Here is a 19,091-nt window from a genome sequence, read left to right on the forward strand (position 1 = left end):
TGACAAGCATTACTATTCGCACCCCTTGCACGCTTCAACCTGAAAATTCTACGGATGCGCTTTTCAATGCCTGCCCCTTTTCGTCTTGCGCCCTACAGCTTTGGGCTCTCTGCCTTGTTGTCTGCCGGTTTTTCCTACGCTGCACCGACCACCCTACCTGCCACATCGATCAGCGCCGAAGCTGAAGCCGACGACCCGCGCGTAACCCAAACCAGTACAGCAACCCGGACCGCGACACCGGTGCGCTACGTGCCACAAGCCATCGACTCGATCAAAACTTCGAACGTCATGGATTACGGCACCAACGACTTGGGCACGGCGCTCAGCGGTATCCCCAACGTCAGCAGCGGCGCCGACACTCGTTTCGACAGCCTGCGCATCCGCGGTTTCGACGCCAGCAACGACTTCTATCTCGATGGCATCCGCGACGACAGCCAGTACGTTCGCGACCTGCACAACATCGAACGCATCGACGTTTTGAAAGGCCCCGCCGCTGTGCTGTATGGCCGTGGCAGCCAGGGCGGCATCGTCAACCGGGTGAGCAAGCTGCCCGAGTTCGGTCGCCGCTCGACCATTGAAGCCCAGGGCGGCAGCGAGGATTTGCGCAGCCTGTATGCCGACCTCAGCACCGACCCGTCCGAGAACATCAGCCTGCGCCTGAACATGGGCAACATGGACGAGAACAGCTTTCGTGATGGTGTGAGTGGCAATCGCCAGTTGTTCGCGCCCTCGATGAGCTGGCAGCTGACACCCGATCTGAACTGGTTGGTGCAGTACGAATACAGCCGCTACAACCGCACGCCGGATCGTGGCATCCCCGGTGTAAACGGTCGCCCGGCAGACGTGGGGCGCGATACAACCTACGGCAGCGAAAACGATTTCATCGACGACAAGGCACAGTCCCTGCGCTCGAAACTCACGTATGAACTGAGCGACAACTGGCAACTGCGCCAGACCCTGGGTGTTTTCAAGCTCGACAGCGATTTCGACAATACTTACTTGACCGGCTATGTCCCGGCCACCAACAAGGTTACGCGCCAGCACTGGCAGCAGGACCTGAACACTCGCAATGTCTACAACAACGTCGAGCTGGAAGGTGGTTTCGATACCTTCGGCCTGGAGCACCGCTTGCTCACCGGCATCGAAATCGGCAGCCAGCGCCGCGACCCACTGCTGTACACCGCCGCCACTTCCGGCCCGGGCAGTTCACCGGTGCCGGCGCTGGACCTGAACAACCCGGACCGCAATTTGCGTCATACCGGGCGCATGGTGGTGTCGAGCAACACCCACACCGAGGTCGAGAGCCGTGCGGTGTATGTACAGGATCAATTGCGCCTGAACGATCAATGGCAATTGCTCGCCGGCCTGCGTTACGACACGTTCGATATCGAGTCGACCAACAAGGTGCGCAACATTTCCGAAGACAGTGACAGTCATAGCACCAGCCCTCGCGTTGGCGTGGTCTGGACGCCGCTGCAAAATCACTCCTTCTACGCCTCCTGGAGCAAGACGTTCTCGCCGGTCGGCGGTGGCTTGATCGGCATCACCCCGGGCGCGGCAGGTAACAGCAATGACCTGAGCCCGGAGCGGACCAGGCAAAAGGAAATCGGGGTGAAGAGCGACTGGCTCGACGATCGCCTAAGCACCACGCTGGCCATCTATGAGCTGGAGCTCTACAACCGTCGCACCAGCGACCCGAACAACCCGACCATTACCCTGCTTTCAGGGCTGCAACGCTCTCGCGGGATCGAGCTGACCGCCGCTGGCAGAATTGCCGGCAACTGGTACATGCGCGGTGGCGTGGGTCTGCAGGACGCAACCATCGAAAAGGACAACAACGGCTTGGAAGGCAAGCGCATCAACAACGTGGCCAAGCACAACGGCAGCCTGTTCCTGACCTGGAAACCGGAAATGGGCTGGTACGCCGAAACCGGCTTGACCTTGGTTGGCGACCGCTATGCCGACAACCTCAACACCACCGTGTTGCCAGGTTATGGCCGCTGGGACGCCTTGGCAGGCTTCCGCCAGAAGGATTGGGATTTGCGCGCGGCGCTGAACAATATCAGCGACAAGACGTATTACGAATCGGCAACCAGTGCATTCCAGATCCAGCCGGGGGCACCGCGTAGCCTGGTGGTGACGGGCACCTACAGTTTCTAAACACCACTTATCCCTGTGTGAACCAATAACACTGGTTCGCACTATTCCCTTGTGGGAGCGAGCTTGCTCGCGATAGCGGTGGGTCAGTCGATATAAACGCTGACTGGCCGGGCGCCATCGCGAGCAAGCTCGCTCCCACAGGGGATCGTAGTGATTGCATGAATCTGCGCGCAAAAAAAACGCTGCCATCCCGGCAGCGTTTTTTTTGTTCAATCCGTTGTTGTTCTTCTTATCCTTCCATCACATCCCACAACGCATCCAGTTCCGCCTCGCTGAATAAACCAGCAGGGTAACGCTCGATCATTGTCCGGCGCGGATCAGTATCGCTGATCTGACGCATTCCATTGGACTTGAACCAGTGCGCCAGGATCTGGAGCGATTCGCTATTTACTGCCAGGGGATGCAACGCCTTGTCGCTCACTACGTTCACTTCGGCGTTCATTTCAGCGCTCTCTCCCGGTTTGTGAGCGGCTAACTTATCCAAGGTTTATGACAGAACATAGAAGTCCTCCCTCCCCCGAGTTACAACAGCGGAGATACAAGAGCTGTGCCAAGGTTTCTGAATGTGGCCTGGCAGATACAAAAAAGCCCGCAGGCCTGTAGGGCCGCGGGCTCCGTGCATTGCGGGAGGCTGATCGACAGCCTGAGGGATTTCGTAATCAACTCAAGCTGTTACGACCTCACTCACTCCTTGTGCGGCGCGGGTTGTTGCTGGGTAAGACAGTGAATATTGCCGCCCCCCAGTAACAGTTCGCGACCAGGCACCATTACCACTTCATGCTGTGGGAACAGGTTCTGCAAGATTTCCTTTGCCGGACCATCCTGCGGGTCGTCAAAGCTCGGCGCGATGATGCCGCCGTTGACGATCAGGAAGTTCACGTAGGAACCGGCCAGACGAACAGTAGGATTACGTTCCTGCGTACCATCAACCGGATCGACACCGGCACACTCTTCCTCGGTCGCAAACAGCGGACCCGGGATCGGCATCTTGTGCACCGTGAACGGGCGCCCCTTGGCATCGGTGCTGCTTTGCAGCGCTTTCATCGCCGCCTGACAGCGCGGGTAGTTCGGGTCCTGCGGATCATCGGTCCAGGCCAGCAGCACTTCACCCGGGCGCACGTAGCAGCAGAAGTTATCCACATGGCCATCGGTTTCGTCGTTGAACAAGCCATCCGGCAGCCAGATGATCTTATCCACAGCCAGGTTTGCACTCAGGACCGCTTCGATTTCCGCTCGATTCATGTGCGGGTTGCGATTGCGGTTGAGCAGGCATTCTTCGGTGGTGATCAGGGTGCCTTCGCCGTCGACGTGAATCGAACCGCCTTCCAGCACGAAGCCTTCGGTGCGATAACGGGGGCTGCGCTCGATCTCGAGGATCTTGCCACCAACCTGCGAGTCACGGTTCCACGGCGAATACAGGCCGCCGTCAAAACCGCCCCAGGCATTGAAGTCCCAGTTCACACCACGGACTTCGCCACTATTGTTGATGACGAAGGTAGGACCGGAGTCGCGAACCCAGGCGTCGTCGCTGGACATTTCCACCACACGAATATTCGGCACGTCCAGACGGGCACGGGCGTTTTCGTACTGGCCGGCGGAAACCGCCACGGTCACCGGTTCGAAACGGGCGATAGCCTTGGCCACTGCCACGTGAGCGGCTTGTGCCGGCTTGCCACCCAGGCGCCAGTTGTCCGGGCGCTCGGGCCAGATCATCCAGGTCTGGGTTTGTGGTGCCCATTCGGCTGGCATATAGAAGCCGTCGGCGCGAGGGGTGCTGTTCAACGTGGTCATGGCTCAGGACTCCGGAGTGACATTGATACCTGACAGAAATGGAAGCGTATGTGTAAACGCCGTGGGCTGTGGCGACTTTATATCCGATAAATATCGGCTTTTAAAGCACCTTACATCCACCGTTACAAAAACAATCGATTAAAAGCCGATATCAATCGAACTAAAATTCTCCCCCTGTGGGAGCGAGCTTGCTCGCGATAGCGGTCTTTCAGTCGAAAAATCTGTGACTGGAATGGCCTCATCGCGAGCAAGCTAGCTTCCACAGGGGGATGTGTTTACAGCCCTTCTGCGAGCACCTTCGACAGCATGTCCACGAAGAAATCCACGCTCTGGCGCGAAGTGACCATCGGCGGCTTGATCTTGAGGATGTTCAGGTAATCGCCGGTCGGTTGCATGAAGATCCCCAGCTCACGCAAGCGATCGCACAGTGCGGTGGTTTCTTCGGTGGCCGGCTCCAGGGTTTCACGGTTGCGGATCAACTCGACGCCCAGGTAGAAACCGGAACCGTGCACCGCGCCCACTAACGGATGAATATCGATCAACGCTTCGAGGCGCTCCTTGAAGTGCCCGCCAACGACCTGGGCGTTCTCCCAGAGTTTTTCCTCTTGCATCACATCCAGCACAGCCATGCCGACCTGGCAACTGACCGGGCTGCCGCCGGCGGAAGAGAAGAAATAACCCTCGGCCTCCAGCGCCTCGGCAATCTCCCGGCGGGTGATGACCGCGCCCAGTGGCTGGCCGTTGCCCATGCCCTTGGCCATGGTGATGATGTCCGGCACAACGCCCTGCTCTTCGAAGCCCCAGAAGAAATCGCCCATGCGCCCGTAGCCGACCTGCACTTCGTCGGCGATGCACACACCGCCCCTGGCCCGGACCATGGCATAGACTTGTTTCAAATAACCTGGTGGCAGCGAGATACCGCCGGCATTGCCGTACACCGGTTCGCAGATGAAACCGGCCAGTTGGCGTTTCTGCTCGGCGATTTTCGCCAGGTTGTGTTCGACGCTGCGCACATAATCCGGCGCACTGTCTGGGCCACGGAACTCACCGCGATAGGTGTTTGGCGCGGTCACCGGGTGCACCCAGTCCGGGCGGCTACTCAAGGCCTTGGGGTTGTCGGCGATCGAGGTCGACACCGAATCCGCGCCCACCGTCCAGCCGTGATAGGCCTCCAGCACGCTGAGCATGTCGCGACCGCCGCTGTAGGCCCACGCCAGACGAATCGCCAGGTCGTTGGCCTCGCTGCCGCTGTTGACCAGGAACACGCGGTCCATGCCGTCAGGGGACAGCTTCAGCAAACGTTCGGAGAACTCGGCCACGGCTGCGTAGTTGAAGCGCGAGTTGGTGTTGAGCAACGACCACTGGCGGCTGGCGACTGCCGCCATGCGTGGATGGCCGTGGCCCAATACCGCTACGTTGTTGAGCATGTCGAGGTAGGAGCGACCCTGCATGTCGATCAAATGGTTGCGCCAGCCGCGTTCGATGCGCGGTGGATCAACGTAATAGTGTTTTTGTGTGCGGGCGAAGCTGGCATCGCGCCGGGCCAGCAAGGTCGCTCCGTCGAGCTCGGCTTCGGCGTCACAGGCCAAACCCAGCAGCGCCGCAGGTGACGGGCACAACGCCTGCCAGGCGGCGGCGCGTGATGGCGTGCAGAACAACGGCGCATCGATCGACGCGCCACGGCACAACTGCACGATCAATAGCCCGCTGACCGAACCCAGCACCTGGCCTTTGACCAGGGCCGCGCCGCTGTGCAGCGACGGCGTGACACCCCAAAGCCGCACACTCAGTTGCGGGCCATCCAGATGCAGCACGCCCGCCGATGGCTGGTGCACCACCCCGGCAAACGGCGCTTCGACCGCCGTGCCTTGAGGCACACGCAACTCGACGTGCAGCGGGCACGTGTCCGGTTCAGCGGCGCTGTCCGGGCGGGTGTGGGACAGGCGGTATTGCCCGTAACGACTGGCCGCCAAGCCATGTGCCGCGGCCGCTTCATCCAGCAGGCGCTGATCGACACCCTCCTGCTCCCAGTTCCCGGCCTCGAAATGCGGGCTGAGCACACCGAGGTCGATCAAGGCGAACTCACGTCCCACCAGGCTCGGTAACAGCGGCGCGAAGCCTTCGCTGCCGATGGTGGGCAGGTTCTGGCCGACGGCAGTGAGGATCGCTGCTTCCATCAGCGCCAACGGCACCGACGTGGCCACACGGAAGATTTCCCATTCATGGACAAGGTTGTCGCGGCTGTAGGCATTGCCCGGATCGATGCTGACCTGCTGTTCGCCGCTGAGCACCAACACCGCCGCGCGGGCGACGATCAGCGGCCACAACGCCAGCAGCTCTTCGTGTTGCAACGGGTTGACCGCGTGATACGCCTGGATTGCCGGCAAAATGCAGAACGGATCGCCCTCGCCATGATGCAGCAAAGCGGCACAGGTCACCGACAGATCGGTAATGCGCCAGGTGCGCACCAGGTCGCCGAAATCGATCACGCCTTGCAGCTGCCAATGGCGCTGCGCATCGCGCTGCCACACCACGTTGTCATCGGTGATGTCCATGTGTATGGCCTGCACCGGCAGTTTGTCCTGCAGTGGCTGCAAATGCCGCTCGGCTTGCCCGGACGCTTCGACGATCAGTTTGCGCTGGGCTTCATCCTTGATCACCGGCAGCAAATGCGCGATCAGGGCGTGCGCATGGCGGGCGTCCCATTGCAGGGTTCGCACCAGCCCCGGATGGTCGAAATCCGCCAGGGCCAAGTCCATTTCACCGCACAGGCGGCCGAAGCCTGACACCACCGTCGGGTTGAAATGGCCGAGGCTCGTCAGTGGCTGGCCTTCGATGTAGTCGAGCAAGCGCACGTGCACCGCCTGGCCACCCACGTCCAGCGACAGCAGGTCTGCACCGTTTTTCGCCGCGATAACACGCGGCACATTTACATCGGGGTGCTCGCCCAGATGCTTGAGCCCGGCGTGTTGCGCCTGAAGCTCCAGTACCGAGTAGTCGCCACGGCAGATTTTCAGGACGAAACGTCCCCGCTCGCTGTCGACGCGGTAGTTCAGGTCTTGCTGGCTGCCAAGGGCCTGCAACCTGCCGCTGAACCCGTAATGTTCTTCCAGCAGCCCTAGCGCTTGCTCCGCAGACACCTGCGGGCTGGGCAAACTGGCGCGATGAATCAACGTGGCGAGCGGCATACAACAACCCCTGAAATTTTATTAGGCGCCTATATCGCCACTGGTTCGGGCGATACGCAACCCCCCAGGAACCGGTAATGGTCATTTGCAGGGGCTGGAACAGGCCGGTAGATTTTTACTTGAGCACTCGCCCCGGTCGGCGCTTTGCGCAAGAATGGCGGCCATTAAACGCACGATGCTGGAGAGCCGCCATGAATGTAGTGACCACCGACCTGCCCGGTGTTCTGATCCTCGAACCCAAGGTCTTTGGTGACGAACGTGGTTTCTTCTATGAGAGCTTCAACGCCAGGGCTTTCAAAGAGGCCACCGGACTAGACACTGAATTCGTTCAAGACAACCACTCCCGTTCGCAGAAGGGCGTGCTGCGCGGTCTGCATTACCAACTGGAAAATACCCAGGGAAAACTGGTTCGCGTCACGGTCGGTGAAGTGCTGGACGTCGCCGTAGACATCCGTCGCAGCTCACCGCACTTCGGTAAATGGGTCGCTGTGCGCCTGTCTGCCGACAATCATCGCCAACTCTGGGTTCCGGAAGGTTTCGCCCACGGGTTCGTGGTCTTGAGCGAGTTTGCCGAGTTCCTTTACAAAACCACCGACTACTACACGCCCTCCGCCGAGCGCAGCATTCGCTGGGACGACCCGGACCTGGCCATCGACTGGCAACTGCAAGGCACGCCGCAGCTGTCGGCAAAGGACCAGGCCGCTGTATTCCTCAAGGATGCCGAAGTCTTCGCCTGAAAACCCGGCGCAAGATTCAGCGCAAAAACGCACCTGGCCTACAGTGCGCAGACTGCGCCCGCAAGCCTAGGCATAATGCGCCTGTACCCACAGGCGCATGCTGCTCATGAAACCGACCCTCCCTCCCAGACCCCGTTGGCGCAGCCTGGCCCTGCTGGCACTGTGCCTGGCGCCGCTGCTGTGGCCGCTGGAACATCTCGCCGAGCGTTACTACCGCAGCGAGCTGGCCAGTCAGAATCGTCAGACCCTCGACCTCTACGTCGCCAACCTGCTGGGTACCCTGCATCGCTATGAAGTGTTGCCGCAGATCCTCGGCGACCTGCCGGCCCTGCGCGCCGTGCTCGGCGCACCGGACGATGGCGTCACCCAAGGCAACGCCAACCGCCTGCTGAAAAACATCGCCGCCCAGACCGGTGCCGAAGTCATGTACCTGATGGACACCACCGGCAAGACCCTGGCCGCCTCCAACTGGGACAAACACGACAGTTTCGTCGGGCGCAATTTTTCCTTCCGGCCGTATTTCAGCGAAGCCATGGCCGGGCGGCTCGGGCGCTTTTTCGGCCTGGGCACGACCTCGGCCAAGCGCGGTTACTTCTTCGCCGCTGGCGTGCGCGACGGTGAAAAAATCGTGGGTGTGCTGGTGGTCAAGGTCGACCTCGACCACACCGAAAGCCTGTGGGGCAAAACCCCGGAACAACTGCTGCTGACCGACCACAACGGCGTCGTCATTCTCACCTCGCGACCGGAGTGGCGATTCCGCTCGACCCGCCCGTTGAGCGAGGAAGAAAGCAAGGCCATCACTGCGATCCAGCCCTATCCAACCCGCGATCCAAAACCGCTGAAGCTCAACCCGGACGCCTGGCTGACCCAGACCCAGCAGATCGCCGAAACCGGCTGGGACGTCAGCATCCTCGCCCCGCGCACCTTGATCGACCGCCCGGTACGTACGGTGGTGGCCATCGGTGGCGCAGCGCTGCTGGTGTTGATGCTGCTGCTTGGCCTGATGATGCAGCGCCGCCGCCATTACCTCGAGCGCATTGCTTTCGAAGCCAAGGCCCGCCGCGAACTGGAAGGCCGGGTTGCCGAGCGCACCAGCGATCTCGAAGGCCTGAACCGGCGCCTGAAACAGGAAGTGCTGGAACGCGAACAGGCCCAGCAGGAGCTGGTACGCGCCCAGGATGATCTGGTGCAGGCCGGCAAATTGTCGGCACTGGGCACCATGTCGGCGAGCATCAGCCACGAACTCAATCAGCCGCTGGCAGCAATTCGCAGCTACGCGGAAAACGCCGAAGTGTTGCTCGATCACCAGCGCACCGACGATGCCCGTGGCAACCTCAAGCTGATCAGCGAATTGACCGGTCGCATGGCCTCGATCATCGCCCACCTGCGCGCCTTTGCCCGGCGCGACCGGCATGCCCCGGAAAGCGTCGCCCTGCAACCGGCGCTGGACGATGCCCTGGCCTTGCTGGCCAAGCGTCGACGCAGCATGGAAGTCGAGCTGATCCGCGACTTGCCCGCCGCCACCCTGTGGGTCGAAGCCGGGGAAACCCGCCTGCGCCAGGTACTCGGCAATCTGCTGGCCAACGCCCTGGATGCCCTGACGGAAAAAGGCCCGCCACGTAAACTCTGGCTCAGTGCCCAATCCACGGCCGATGGCGTCAACCTGTACATTCGCGACAACGGCCCCGGCTTTTGCATGGAAGCCCTCGGGCGCGCCAGCGAGCCGTTCTACACCACCAAGACCCGCACCCAGGGCCTCGGTTTGGGGCTGGCGATTTGCGAAACCCTGATGCGCGCCTTCGGCGGTGAACTGTCGTTCGCCAACCACAAGGAGGGCGGCGCCCTGATTACCCTGAAGCTGCGCGCAGGCGCACCGGGCGTGAGCCTGCAACCGTCCGAGGACCGAAGTGCATGACCATCGACAACCGCATTCAGGTCGTGTTGATCGACGACGACCCTCATTTGCGCCAGGCCTTGAGCCAGACGCTGGATCTGGCCGGCCTGAAAATCCTGCCGCTGGCCGAAGCCAAGGGCCTGGCCGCGCAACTTGAACGTGATTGGCCAGGGGTGGTGGTCAGTGACATCCGCATGCCCGGCATGGACGGTCTTGAGCTGTTGACCGAACTGCACGCCCAGGACCCTGAGCTACCGGTGCTGTTGATCACCGGCCATGGCGATGTGCCGCTGGCGGTGCAGGCCATGCGCGCCGGAGCCTATGACTTTCTGGAGAAACCCTTCGCCAGCGACGCCCTGCTCGAAAGCGTGCGCCGCGCATTGGCCCTGCGCCAGCTGGTGCTGGACAACCGCAGCCTGCGATTGGCCTTGAGCGACCGCAACGAGCTAAGCACGCGGCTGGTTGGCCACTCACCTTCGATGCTGCGCCTGCGCGAGCAGATCGGTGCCCTGGCGGCAACCAGGGCCGACGTGCTGATCCTCGGCGAAACCGGCGCCGGCAAAGAAGTCGTGGCCCGGGCGCTGCACGATTTATCCAGCCGTCGCAACGGTCCGTTCGTGGCGATCAACGCCGGTGCACTGGCCGAATCAGTGGTCGAAAGCGAGTTGTTCGGCCACGAGCCCGGCGCCTTCACCGGCGCGCAGAAACGCCGCATCGGCAAGTTCGAATTCGCCAATGGCGGCACGCTGTTCCTCGATGAAATCGAAAGCATGAGCCTGGATGTGCAGGTCAAATTGCTGCGTTTGCTGCAAGAGCGGGTGGTCGAACGCCTGGGCGGCAATCAACTGATCCCGCTGGACATCCGCATCATCGCCGCCACCAAGGAAGACCTGCGCCAGGCAGCGGATCAAGGGCGTTTCCGTGCCGACCTGTATTACCGCCTGAACGTTGCGCCGCTGCGGATTCCACCGCTGCGCGAACGGGGCGAAGATGCGCTGATGCTGTTCCAGTATTTTGCCGATGAAGCCAGTGCCCGCCACGGCTTGCCGCCCCATGAACTGCAACCGGGGCAACGTGCCTTGCTGCTGCGCCACACCTGGCCCGGCAACGTGCGCGAGCTGCAAAATGCGGCCGAACGTTTTGCCCTCGGGCTGGAACTGGCCCTCGACAACAGCACGCCGGAAGGCAGCGCTGGCAACAGGGTCGAAGTCGTCAACGGCGGTTTGAGCGAGCAAGTGGAGAACTTCGAAAAAACACTCATCGCCGCCGAACTGGCACGTTCGCACAGCTCCGTGCGCAGCGTCGCCGAAGCCCTCGGCATTCCGCGCAAGACCCTGCACGACAAACTGCGCAAGCACGGTCTGAGTTTCGCCGACAGTGGCGCCTCGGCCCACCCTGACGATCTCGACTGAGCTACCGTCCAATCATCCACTTCAAGCGAGAGGCCCCTGAATGAGCCGCGACAGTCGACAACTGGAATCCGTTCTCCATCACGACATTCCCCTCACCAGGGACATGGGCCTCAAAGTGCTCGACTGGCATGACCAGCAACTGCGCCTGCACTTGCCGCTGGAAGCCAACGTCAACCACAAGAGCACCATGTTCGGCGGCAGCCTGTATTGCGGCGCGGTCCTGGCCGGTTGGGGCTGGCTGCATTTGCGCCTCAAGGAAGAAGGCATTACCGACGGGCACATCGTGATTCAGGAAGGGCAGATCAGCTATCCGCTGCCGGTGACGGGGGATGCCAACGCCATTTGCCAGGCGCCGGACCCGGTGATCTGGAAGAAATTCCTGACCACCTTCCAGCGATACAGCCGAGCTCGGTTGACGCTGCATACACGGGTGGTCAACGAAGGTCGTGATGAAGATGCGGTGAGGTTTGTCGGACAGTACGTGCTGCACCGATGAACCGGTTGACACAACACTTGTGGCGAGGGGGCTTGCCCCCGTTGGGCTGCGCAGCGGCCCCAAACCCGACCATTGCGCATTTTCAGCTAAATCTCTTTGCCTGATTGGCGACTGCTGTGCAGTCGAACGGGGGCAAGCCCCCTCGCCACAAAGTAAAGGTGAGCTCAGGACCGTGCCAATTCCAGCAGTTTCTCCCGCCAGGCCGCCTTCGCCGGCAATGCCAGGAAGAACGCATTCAACAGCGACGCCCGCGCCGGATAGCTGAACGGCTCGCCGCTCAATTCCAGCACTTCCCCGCCCGCACCTTCCAACACACCTTGCGCCGCCGCCGTGTCCCACTGGGAAGTCGGTGCCAGGCGCGGATAGCAATCCGCCGCCCCTTCGGCCAGCAGGCAAAACTTCAGCGAACTGCCGATATTGGCCAGTTGCAGCTCGCCAAGGCTGGCGCTCAACCCGGCCAGCAATCGCTCTTGCTCCGGACTCGAATGACGACGGCTGGCCACCACGGTGAACGACTCGCCGGGCGCTAACGCATCACGCACCTTGATCGCCACGGGCGTGCCACCTTTATCGCCACGCCAGGCGCCGAGTCCCGCACCACCGACGTAAAAACGCCCGTTGGTCGGCATCGACACCACACCGAACACCACCCGACCGTTTTCGATCAGGGCGATGTTGACGGTGAACTCTTCGCTGCCGCTGATGAACTCCTTGGTGCCATCCAGCGGATCGACCAGCCACCAGCGCTGCCATCCGGCCCGCACGTCTTGGGGAATGTTGGCGTCTTCCTCGGAAAGCACCGGGATGCTCGGATCAAGCGCCGTCAACCCGGCCAGAATCAAGTGGTGCGCAGCCAGGTCGGCAGCGGTCACCGGCGAGTCATCAGCCTTCGCCGTGACGGCCGTGCCTGTGCGCCAGAACGGCAGGATCGCCTCACCGGCCTGCAAGGCCAGCTCAATGACCGGCGCCATCAACGGATGCGGGAAATTCATGGCTGGAACGCTCCGCGCTGAGTCAACAGGTCTCGGGCCAGGTACAGCGCCGCCAAGGCGCGGCCTTCGGTAAATTGCGGGTTTTGCGCCAGCGCCGAGAGCTCACGCAGATTGACCCTGTCCACCCGCATCGACTCTGGCTCGTCGCCTTCCAGACGCTCTTCGTAGAGGTCGGTAGCCAGCACTACTTGGATCTTCTGGCTCATGTAGCCGGGGGACAGCGACAACTCGGTCAGGTGCTCCAGTTGCCGCGCGCCAAAACCGGCCTCTTCCTTGAGCTCGCGCTCGGCCGCCGCCAGCACGTCTTCGCCCGGCTCGATCAAACCCTTGGGCAATGACATTTCATATTCATCCGTGCCGCCGCAATACTCCTCGACCAGCACCGCATGCTCGGCATCGAGCATCGCCACGATCATCACCGCGCCGTACCCGGCACCCTTGCCGACCAGGCGTTCATACGTGCGCTCCACGCCATTGGAAAAGCGCAGCTTCAGCTCTTCCACGCAGAACAATCGACTGGTGGCGACAATTTCGCGGGCGAGTATGGTGGGTTTCTGGCGCATGCAAAGCTCCTTGGCGTGAACGCGCTACTATAACGCGGCTTTCCCGATTGTTTACGCCAGAAATCTTTCTACTGCCCGAGACGTTGCCATGCCTTCATTACCCTGGTCCGACATCGATACCGTTCTGCTGGACATGGACGGCACGCTGCTGGACCTGCATTTCGACAACCACTTCTGGATGGAGCACCTGCCCCAGCGCTACGCCGAACTGCACGGGGTCAGCCGGGCCATGGCCGAGATGGAATTGCAGCCGTTGTTCGAGCGCAATGCCGGCCAGTTGCAGTGGTACTGCCTGGACTTCTGGAGCGCCGAACTGAAACTGTCGGTGCGCGACCTGAAACTGGAAACCGCGCATCTGATAGCCCTGCGCCCGGATGCCGACACCTTTCTGTCGGCGATCAAACGGGCCGGCAAGCGCGTGGTGCTGATCACCAATGCCCATCGGGATGCGCTGTCGTTGAAGCTGGAAAAAATCGAACTGGCGCCCTACTTCGAGCGTTTGATCAGCTCCCATGACTACGGCTTTCCCAAGGAAAATCCGCAGTTCTGGGATGCGCTGCAAGCCGATATCGATTTCGATCCGGCGCGCAGCCTGTTCATTGACGACACCTTGCCGATCCTGCGCAGTGCACGGGACTTTGGCGTGGCGCATTTGCTGGCAGTGCGAGAGCCGGATAGCCGCAAGGGACCGAAGGATACGGCGGAGTTCGCGGCGGTTGGGGATTATCGGGATTTGATTGCAGGGCTCTAGACCGAGTTGCCTGCTATCGCGAGCAAGCTCGCTCCCACAGGATCTGCGTCGTTCGCAACCTTCGTGATCGACTCAGGTCCTGTGGGAGCGTGGCTTGCCCGCGATGGCCATCACGCGGTTTGACGACTTACTCAGGAATCCGCAATGACTGCCCCGGATAGATCTTGTCCGGGTGCGACAGCATCGGTTTGTTGGCTTCGAAAATCTTGTTGTACTTGTTGGCGTCGCCGTACACGCGCTTGGAAATCGCGCTGAGGGTATCGCCCTTCACCACGGTGACAAACACTGCCGCCTTCACTACCGGTCCGGTCACGGTGATCTGATCATCCACGCTGCCCACCCCGGCGATGTTGCCCACCGCCAGCAGGATCTTTTCCTTCTCTTCCTGACTGGCGACTTCACCGGTCACCGTGACCTTGTCGCCATCGACCGTCGCCTGCACATTCGGGTTGCCCAGGCCGACCTTGCTGATGTGCGCCTTCAACTGCTCACTGGCATTGGCGTTACCTGGCGTCAGCAAATCCAGCAATTTTTCGCCTGCTTCCTTCACAAAGCTCAAAAGACTCATGGTGCACTCTCCTTGGGTTTCGGGTTCCAGACATCAGAGCCTAGACCACGGTCGTCACCTACGAATCCAACCCGACCAATGACCCCGCTTGCGATAGAATCCACACCTTCCCAACCCCTGGAGCGCAGATGGACATCAAGCAGCTGAAATTCCTCATCGCGCTCGACGAAACCCGCCATTTCGGCCAGGCCGCCGCACGCTGCCACATCACCCAGCCGACCCTGTCCATGCGCCTGCGCAGTCTCGAAGAAGAACTCGACCTGCCGCTGGTCAATCGCGGCCAACGCTTCGAAGGCTTCACCGCACCGGGCGAACGGGTGCTGGCCTGGGCGCGCACCGTACTGGCGGCCTATGACGGCTTGTACGCCGAGGCGGCCGCCTGTCGCGGCAATCTGGTCGGCACCTTGCGCCTGGGCGTAGTGCCGTTGTCGAGCTTCGATCCGCTGCCACTGATGCAACGCCTGCACGCCGAACACCCGAACCTGCGCTTCGAACTCTCGGCCCTGAGTTCCGAACAGATCCTCGAGCAACTGGCGAACAATCGCCTGGATCTGGGCGTGTCATACCTGGAACGCCTGGATGCCGAACACTTCGACTCCCTGGCCTTCAGCGAAACCCGCATGGGTCTGCTCTACGATCAACGCTTCTTCACCTTTGGCGAAGCGCCATTGAGTTGGGAATCGTTGATCGAACTGCCGCTGGGCATGCTCACCAGTGGCATGCACTTTCGCCAGTCCATCGACCATAACTTCCACAGCCGTGGCTTGACCCCGCAGCCGTTGTTGCAGACCGATGCCGTGCACCAACTGTTACAAGCCGTGCACGGCGGCTTGTGTTGCGCCGTGATGCCATTGGACGGCGGCCTCGAAGGCCTGACCGAGCATTTGCGCCTGCAGCCGATCGAGAACGCCCAGACCCTTGGCCGCCTGGGACTGATCATGCGTCGCAGCGCACCGCGCTCGGCGCTGGCAGAAGCCTGTTTTGCCCTCTATCAGCAATCGCTGATTGGCGGTTGATCGACGGCATCTATCGGCAGATCAGTATTAGCGATTAGACGCGACAAGTTGCCGCGCCTAGTCTTAAAGCTGATCAAACCGTCGGTGATGCCATGAACACCAAGCGCCCTGCATGCGCGGCGCCTGCCCTCGAAACGCCCGCGCCCGCCGCAAGCCAGACGTACAGCTATAGCAATCTCGAATACTCCGAATCGGCCAGCACCGCGCTGGCAGAGGAAGTCGCGCTGGCGATTGCCTTCAACGGCATCAGCCAGGCGGTCATGCTGGTCACGCCCACGGACCTGGAAGATTTCATCGTCGGCTTCAGCCTGGGCAGCGGCATCATCCAGGACGCCACGGACATCTACGACCTGCAACTCAGCGGCTCGGGGTCGGCGCAATACGCGCAAGTGACCATCGCCAACCGCGCGTTCTGGAACCTCAAGCAGCAGCGCCGACAACTGGCAGGCACCAGCGGTTGCGGGTTGTGCGGCGTGGAAGCGGTCGAGCAGGCGTTGCCGGACCTTCAGGTATTGCCTGGCGCCCCGTTGCCGCCGATCGAATGGCTTGATGGCCTGCGCGAGCGCATCGGCGCCTTCCAGCCCTTGGGCCAGCATTGCGGCGCGGTGCATGCGGCAGTGTTCATGAACGACAAGGGTGAGTTGTTGCTGGGCCGCGAAGACATCGGCCGGCACAACGCCCTCGACAAACTGATCGGCGGATTGATCCGCCAGAAAATCCCCACCGCTGGCGGGCTGGCGATTGTCACCAGCCGCTGCAGCCTCGAATTGATCCAGAAAGTATTGCGCGCAGGCATCCAGACCCTGGTCAGCCTGTCGTCGCCCACGGGCCTTGCCGTGCAATGGGCCCGTCGCCACAACCTCAATCTCATCCATCTGCCACAGAAGAATGCGCCGCGGGTCTACAGCCCAACGTTGGAGAATCAAGCGTGAGTCAACACCGTCAAGCCGACCAGAAACCCGTCCCTCGCTTCAAGCCCTACAAAGGCCCGGCCGGTGGCTGGGGGGCACTGATCAGCGTGGCCCAGGCCTGGTTGACCAGCGACAACGCGCTGAAAAACCTGCGCATCATGCTCAAGACCAACCAGAACGGTGGCTTCGACTGCCCGGGTTGCGCCTGGGGCGATTCTCCGGAAAAGGGCATGGTGATGTTCTGCGAGAACGGCGCCAAGGCGGTGAACTGGGAAGCGACCAAACGCCGTGTCGATGCCAGATTCTTCGCCAAACACAGCGTCACTTCTCTGCTGGAACAAAGTGACTATTGGCTCGAATACCAGGGCCGCCTGACCGAGCCGATGAGCTACGACGCCGAGACTGATCGCTACAAGCCGATCAGTTGGGACGACGCATTCGCCCTGATCGCCAGGCATCTGAACGGCCTGTCGAGCCCCGATCAGGCCGAGTTCTACACCTCGGGCCGGGCGAGTAACGAAGCGGCATACCTCTATCAACTGTTCGTGCGCGCCTACGGTACCAACAACTTCCCCGACTGCTCGAACATGTGCCACGAGGCCAGCGGTGTCGCGTTGTCGCAAAGCGTCGGGGTCGGCAAAGGCACCGTGACCTTCGACGACTTCGAACACGCCGATGCAATTTTCGTCTGGGGTCAGAACCCCGGCACCAACCACCCACGGATGCTCGAACCACTGCGCGAAGCGGTGAAACGCGGCGCTCAAGTGGTGTGCATCAACCCGCTCAAGGAGCGGGGCCTGGAGCGCTTCCAGCATCCACAGCACCCGATCGAAATGCTGATAAACGGCTCCGAGCCGACCAATACCGCGTTCTTCCGCCCGGCCCTGGGCGGCGACATGGCGATCATGCGCGGCATGGCGAAATTCCTCCTGCTGTGGGAGCGCGACGCGCAGAAAACCGGCGACCCGGCGGTGTTCGACCACGACTTCCTCAACGAGCACAGCGTCAACGTGCTGGATTACCTGGCCGTCATCGACGACACCCCGTGGGAGCAGATCGTCGAGCAGTCCGGCCTGAGCCTGGTAGAAATCGAGCAAGCGGCGCGCATGTACGTCAAGGGCAAGAACGTCATCATGTGCTGGGCCATGGGCATCACCCAGCATCGTCATTCGGTGGCGACCATCCAGGAAATCGCCAACTTGATGCTGCTGCGCGGCAACATCGGCCGGCCGGGTGCAGGCCTGTGCCCGGTCCGTGGCCACAGCAACGTGCAGGGTGACCGGACCATGGGCATCAACGAACGCCCTCCTGTCGCGTTCCTCGATGCCCTGGAGCGTCGCTTCCAGTTCAAGGTGCCACGCGGCAACGGCCACAACGTGGTCGAAGCGATTCATGCGATGGCTGAAGGCCGGGCTAAAATCTTCATCGGCCTGGGCGGCAACTTCGCTCAGGCCACGCCGGACAGCGCGCGCACGTTCCAGGCCCTGCAAAACTGCGACCTGACCGTGCAGATCAGCACCAAGCTCAACCGCAGCCATTTGACCCATGGCAAGGACGCGCTGATCCTGCCCTGCCTGGGCCGCACCGACATCGATATCCAGACCCAAGGCCCGCAAGCGATAACCGTCGAAGACTCGTTCAGCATGGTCCACGCCTCCAATGGCCAGCTGCAGGCGCTGTCGAACCAGATGCGCTCGGAACCGGCGATCCTGGCCGGCATCGCCGCCGCAACCCTGGGCAGCCACCCGGTGGACTGGAACTGGCTGGTGGCCGACTACAGCCGCATCCGCGACCTGATCGCCGAGACCATTCCCGGCTTCAAGGACTTCAACGAGAAGATCAAGAACCCTGGCGGTTTCTACCTGGGCAACAGTGCCGGCGCACGCAAGTGGAACACCGCTTCGGGCCGGGCCAATTTCCGCTCGAACGCGCTGCCCAAAGACCTGGTGCACGAACGCACCCGCGCCACCGGAGTACTGCCGGACCTGATCATGCAATCGATGCGTTCCCACGATCAGTACAACACCACTATCTATGGCCTCAACGACCGTTATCGCGGTGTGAAGGGTCAGCGGGATGTGTTGTTCGTCAACGAAGCCGACCTCATTCGCCTGGGCTTCAAGCCGGGGCAAAAGGCGGACATCGTTTCGCTCTGGGACGATGGCGTTGAACGTCGGGTAAAAGGTTTCACGCTGCTGGCGTTTGATATCCCGGCCGGGCAAGCGGCGGCCTACTATCCGGAAGTGAACCCGTTGGTGCCGCTGGAAAGCACCGGCGATGACAGCCATACGCCGACATCCAAATTTGTGGCGATCCGGTTGGAAGCGGCGAGTGAGACCGGGTTGATCATGGCCAGGTCGGCGTAATACGTTGTCTGAACTGGCCCCATCGCGAGCAAGCTCGCTCCCTCAGTTTTTTTCTGCTGTTCACATAATCTGCGTTCGACTGAAATCCCTGTGGGAGCGAGCTTGCTCGCGATGAGGCCAGACCAATGACCAAAAACTCCGGATCCAGCACTTTCCAATCGCCCACAAAAAAGGCCGTTTCCTCATGAAAACGGCCTTTGCGAAGTAGTAAAAGACCGGCAAAAAAACGTTAAGTTCCGTCCAAAA

At 61.3% G+C, this 19,091-nt stretch carries 15 protein-coding genes; 9 read left to right on the top strand and 6 right to left on the bottom strand.

From position 1 onward, the window contains the following. The first annotated feature begins 66 nt into the window (after positions 1 to 66). On the top strand, positions 67 to 2,160 hold the full coding sequence (locus J4D25_RS13435) for a TonB-dependent siderophore receptor (RefSeq protein WP_057712440.1): 2,094 nt from the start codon (positions 67 to 69) through the stop codon (positions 2,158 to 2,160). A gap of 229 nt (positions 2,161 to 2,389) precedes the next feature. On the opposite strand, the gene J4D25_RS13440 is transcribed toward J4D25_RS13435, so the two are convergent. From J4D25_RS13440 to J4D25_RS13450, 3 genes are all read right to left on the bottom strand, one after another. Next, positions 2,390 to 2,602, bottom strand: coding sequence for a hypothetical protein (locus tag J4D25_RS13440; protein WP_057712441.1), 213 nt, complete (start codon positions 2,600 to 2,602; stop codon positions 2,390 to 2,392). Positions 2,603 to 2,844: 242 nt separating this feature from the next. Next, complete coding sequence (gene aguA, locus J4D25_RS13445; RefSeq protein ID WP_057712442.1) at positions 2,845 to 3,951, bottom strand: agmatine deiminase; 1,107 nt, start codon at positions 3,949 to 3,951, stop codon at positions 2,845 to 2,847. A gap of 275 nt (positions 3,952 to 4,226) precedes the next feature. Further along, positions 4,227 to 7,139 (bottom strand): aminotransferase, encoded by a 2,913-nt coding sequence (locus J4D25_RS13450; RefSeq protein ID WP_057712443.1) that lies wholly within the window; start codon positions 7,137 to 7,139, stop codon positions 4,227 to 4,229. A gap of 191 nt (positions 7,140 to 7,330) precedes the next feature. Between J4D25_RS13450 and rfbC the strand changes: the two genes are divergently transcribed. The 4 genes from rfbC to J4D25_RS13470 all read left to right on the top strand — a co-directional run bounded on the left by rfbC (position 7,331) and on the right by J4D25_RS13470 (position 11,678). Then, the gene (gene rfbC / locus J4D25_RS13455) at positions 7,331 to 7,876 is read left to right on the top strand and encodes a dTDP-4-dehydrorhamnose 3,5-epimerase (RefSeq protein WP_057712444.1); all 546 of its coding nucleotides are present in this window, start codon (positions 7,331 to 7,333) and stop codon (positions 7,874 to 7,876) included. Between the two features lie 106 nt (positions 7,877 to 7,982). Further along, the gene (locus tag J4D25_RS13460) at positions 7,983 to 9,791 is read left to right on the top strand and encodes an ATP-binding protein (RefSeq protein ID WP_057716530.1); all 1,809 of its coding nucleotides are present in this window, start codon (positions 7,983 to 7,985) and stop codon (positions 9,789 to 9,791) included. Further along, complete coding sequence (locus J4D25_RS13465; RefSeq protein ID WP_057712445.1) at positions 9,788 to 11,182, top strand: sigma-54 dependent transcriptional regulator; 1,395 nt, start codon at positions 9,788 to 9,790, stop codon at positions 11,180 to 11,182. Before J4D25_RS13460 ends, J4D25_RS13465 begins: the two co-directional genes overlap by 4 nt. 40 nt (positions 11,183 to 11,222) lie before the next feature. Beyond that, positions 11,223 to 11,678, top strand: coding sequence for a YiiD C-terminal domain-containing protein (locus J4D25_RS13470; RefSeq protein ID WP_008003181.1), 456 nt, complete (start codon positions 11,223 to 11,225; stop codon positions 11,676 to 11,678). A 164-nt stretch (positions 11,679 to 11,842) separates the two neighbouring features. Here J4D25_RS13470 and cysQ read toward each other — a convergent pair whose 3' ends face one another. Beyond that, positions 11,843 to 12,670, bottom strand: coding sequence for a 3'(2'),5'-bisphosphate nucleotidase CysQ (cysQ, locus tag J4D25_RS13475; RefSeq protein ID WP_057712446.1), 828 nt, complete (start codon positions 12,668 to 12,670; stop codon positions 11,843 to 11,845). Next, entirely contained in the window at positions 12,667 to 13,233 is a 567-nt protein-coding gene (nudE, locus tag J4D25_RS13480) for an ADP compounds hydrolase NudE (protein WP_057712447.1), read from the bottom strand. Before nudE ends, cysQ begins: the two co-directional genes overlap by 4 nt. 88 nt (positions 13,234 to 13,321) lie before the next feature. Here nudE and yrfG point away from each other — a divergent pair, with 88 nt between their 5' ends. Continuing rightward, entirely contained in the window at positions 13,322 to 13,984 is a 663-nt protein-coding gene (gene yrfG, locus J4D25_RS13485; RefSeq protein ID WP_057712448.1) for a GMP/IMP nucleotidase, read from the top strand. Between the two features lie 127 nt (positions 13,985 to 14,111). On the opposite strand, the gene lysM is transcribed toward yrfG, so the two are convergent. Beyond that, complete coding sequence (gene lysM, locus J4D25_RS13490) at positions 14,112 to 14,552, bottom strand: peptidoglycan-binding protein LysM (protein WP_057712449.1); 441 nt, start codon at positions 14,550 to 14,552, stop codon at positions 14,112 to 14,114. Positions 14,553 to 14,680: 128 nt separating this feature from the next. Here lysM and J4D25_RS13495 point away from each other — a divergent pair, with 128 nt between their 5' ends. From J4D25_RS13495 to J4D25_RS13505, 3 genes are all read left to right on the top strand, one after another. After that, complete coding sequence (locus tag J4D25_RS13495) at positions 14,681 to 15,568, top strand: LysR family transcriptional regulator (protein ID WP_057712450.1); 888 nt, start codon at positions 14,681 to 14,683, stop codon at positions 15,566 to 15,568. 92 nt (positions 15,569 to 15,660) lie between these two features. Beyond that, the gene (gene fdhD, locus J4D25_RS13500) at positions 15,661 to 16,500 is read left to right on the top strand and encodes a formate dehydrogenase accessory sulfurtransferase FdhD (RefSeq protein WP_057712451.1); all 840 of its coding nucleotides are present in this window, start codon (positions 15,661 to 15,663) and stop codon (positions 16,498 to 16,500) included. Beyond that, positions 16,497 to 18,845, top strand: coding sequence for an FdhF/YdeP family oxidoreductase (locus tag J4D25_RS13505; RefSeq protein WP_057712452.1), 2,349 nt, complete (start codon positions 16,497 to 16,499; stop codon positions 18,843 to 18,845). The genes fdhD and J4D25_RS13505 overlap by 4 nt, the downstream gene beginning before the upstream one ends. Positions 18,846 to 19,091 lie beyond the last annotated feature (246 nt).

The sequence above is a fragment of the Pseudomonas sp. GW456-L13 genome (assembly GCF_017350115.1).
Classification (GTDB): Bacteria; Pseudomonadota; Gammaproteobacteria; order Pseudomonadales; family Pseudomonadaceae; genus Aquipseudomonas; species Aquipseudomonas jessenii.